This window comes from Actinosynnema sp. (assembly GCF_052038725.1).
The window spans coordinates 1-2,379 of sequence record NZ_JBQGCX010000975.1; the positions used below are offsets into that span (position 1 = coordinate 1).

Below are 2,379 nucleotides of genomic sequence, written 5' to 3' on the forward strand. Positions count from 1 at the left end.
TCGATGCCGAGGTTGAAGCCCTTGAAGACCACCAGCAGGACCGAGGCCACCAGGATGGCGCCGAAGATCCCGTACCACCGCGTGCGCTTGCCGACGATGTCGAACGCGCCGTTGCCGACGTAGAGGCGCTGGAACACGCTCGCCTTGCGCGGAGTGCTCGACACGTCAGGCCTCCTTCACGGCGGTGCCGGTGCTCTTGGGGGCCTTGAGGTGCGCCGCGTGCGCGACGTCGCCGAGCCCGATGACCTTGGGGTTGTTCAGGAACTTCGACTTGGACTTCGAGATGATCGCGACCAGCGGGTGCGTCACCAGGAAGACCACGATCAGGTCGAGCACCGTGGACACGCCGAGGGTGAAGGCGAAGCCCTTCACCTGGCCGACCGCGATGACGTACAGGATCATCGCGCACAGGAAGCTGACCGCGTCGGCGGACAGGATCGTGCGGCGCGAGCGGACCCAGGCGCGCGGGACGGCCGAGCGGAAGGAGCGGCCCTCGCGCATCTCGTCCTTGAGGCGCTCGAAGAACACCACGAACGAGTCGGCGGTGATGCCGATCGCGATGATCAGGCCGGCGATGCCCGCGAGGTCGAGGGTGAAGCCGACGACGCGCCCGAGGAGCACCATGACCGCGTAGACGATGACGCCGGACAGGACCAGCGACAGGATCGTCAGCAGGCCGAGCAGGCGGTAGTAGAAGACGCAGTACAGGAACACCAGGAACAGGCCCACGGCGCCGGCGATCAGACCGGCCTCCAGCGAGGCCAGGCCCAGGGTGGCCGACACGGTCTCGGCCTCGGAGGCCTCGAACGACAGCGGCAGCGAGCCGTACTTGAGCACGTTGGCCAGGTTGTCGGCCTCGCGCTGGCCGAACTGGCCGCTGATCTGGGTCGAGCCGCCGAGGATGGGCTCGTTGATGTTCGGGGCGGACACCACCTGGCTGTCCAGGACCACCGCGACCTGCTGGTTCACGTTGGCGGAGGTGAACTTGCCCCACTTGTCGCCGCCCGAGCCCTTGAAGGTCAGGCTGACCACGAAGCCGGCGCCCTGCGGGTCGGTGCCGGAGACCGCGTTGTCGATGTCCTCACCGGTGAGCCGGGAGTACATGGAGTAGTCGCTGTCCGGGACGCTGCCGTCGGCGGGCGGGTTGACCGGGCCGAGGACGTACTTGGTGACGCGGTCCTGGTCGCAGGTCAGCAGCGGCAGGGCCGGGTCGTCGTTGCCCAGCAGCGGGTCGGTGGTCGGGCAGGTGAAGGCGGCCAGCGCCTGCTGCACGGTCGAGGCGTCCAGCGTGGTGAGCGCGGCGTCCTGGCGGCAGGTGCGCGCCTCGGTGATCGCCTTGGTGGTGTCCTCGGAGTAGTTGCCGAGGAACACTGCCTGGCAGTCGACCTGCGAGGGGTCGGTCGCCGGGTTCGGGGCGTCGGACTGCGGGGCCCCGGACTCCGGTGCGCCGGACTGCTGCGGCTGGCCGCTCTGCGAGGGCTGGGCCGCGTCGCTGGAGGGCTGCTGCCGGTACGCGGGAGCCGGGCGGCCCTGGCCGGTCGTCGACGGCGCGGAGGCGCCCTCGGACGGCGGGGTGCTCGTGCCGGACGCGGGCGCCTGGCTGCCGCTGGTGGGCGCCGGGGAGCCGCTGGTCGACGGCGGGGTCTCGGTGCTCGGCGCGGGCTGGTTCGCCAGCGGGGCGCCGATGACCTTGCGGAAGTTCAGCTTGGCCGTCTGGCCGAGGCTCTTCGCGCCCTCGCTGTCGGAGCCGGGAACCGTGATGACCAGGTTGCTGCCGTCCCGGACCACCTCCGCCCCGGAGACGCCGAGGCCGTTGACGCGGGTCTCGATCAGCGTCCTGGCCTGGTTGAGCGCCTCGTCCGTCGGCGTCTTGCCGTCGGGCGCTCGCGCGGTCAGCGTGACGCGGGTGCCGCCCTGGAGGTCGATGCCGAGCTTGGGGATCGCCGAGCCGTTGCCGGTGAAAAACACCAAGGCGTACAGCACGGCCACGATGAGGACAAACGCGCCCAAGTACTTCGCGGGGCGGATTTGCCCGGCCGGAGGTGCCACGGTCCGTCCGTCTCCTGGTAGTTGACAAAGTTCAGCGAGGGCGCAGCGTACCCCGCGTCATGTGAGCCGCGCGTCACTGCCTGGAGTCGGCGTTGTTCACAGTTGCCAACCCCAGGCCGGTGTCGCCCGGACGGCCGTGGCGGCCGGTGTCAGTTCTTGCTGTCCTGCTTGGCGTCGAGCGGCGGGGCGACGATCGCGGAGGAGGCCGGGGTGGCGTCCACGACGGCGTCGGACTCGCGCGCGGAGACCTCGTCGGCCTCGTCGGTGGTGTCGATGCTGGTGTCGACCTTCTCGCGGACCGCCTGGCGCAGCCAGGTGGTGACCACGCCG

General features: G+C 70.4%; 1 protein-coding gene and 1 pseudogene. Both read right to left on the reverse strand.

Annotated elements, in window-relative coordinates; translation table 11 throughout:
- Positions 1–165: 165 nt before the first annotated feature.
- On the reverse strand, positions 166–2,049 hold the full coding sequence (secD, locus tag ACTUAL_RS20715) for a protein translocase subunit SecD (protein ID WP_440901412.1): 1,884 nt from the start codon (positions 2,047–2,049) through the stop codon (positions 166–168).
- A gap of 149 nt (positions 2,050–2,198) precedes the next feature.
- Positions 2,199–2,379: pseudogene (locus tag ACTUAL_RS20720) on the reverse strand (preprotein translocase subunit YajC); the annotation flags it as partial.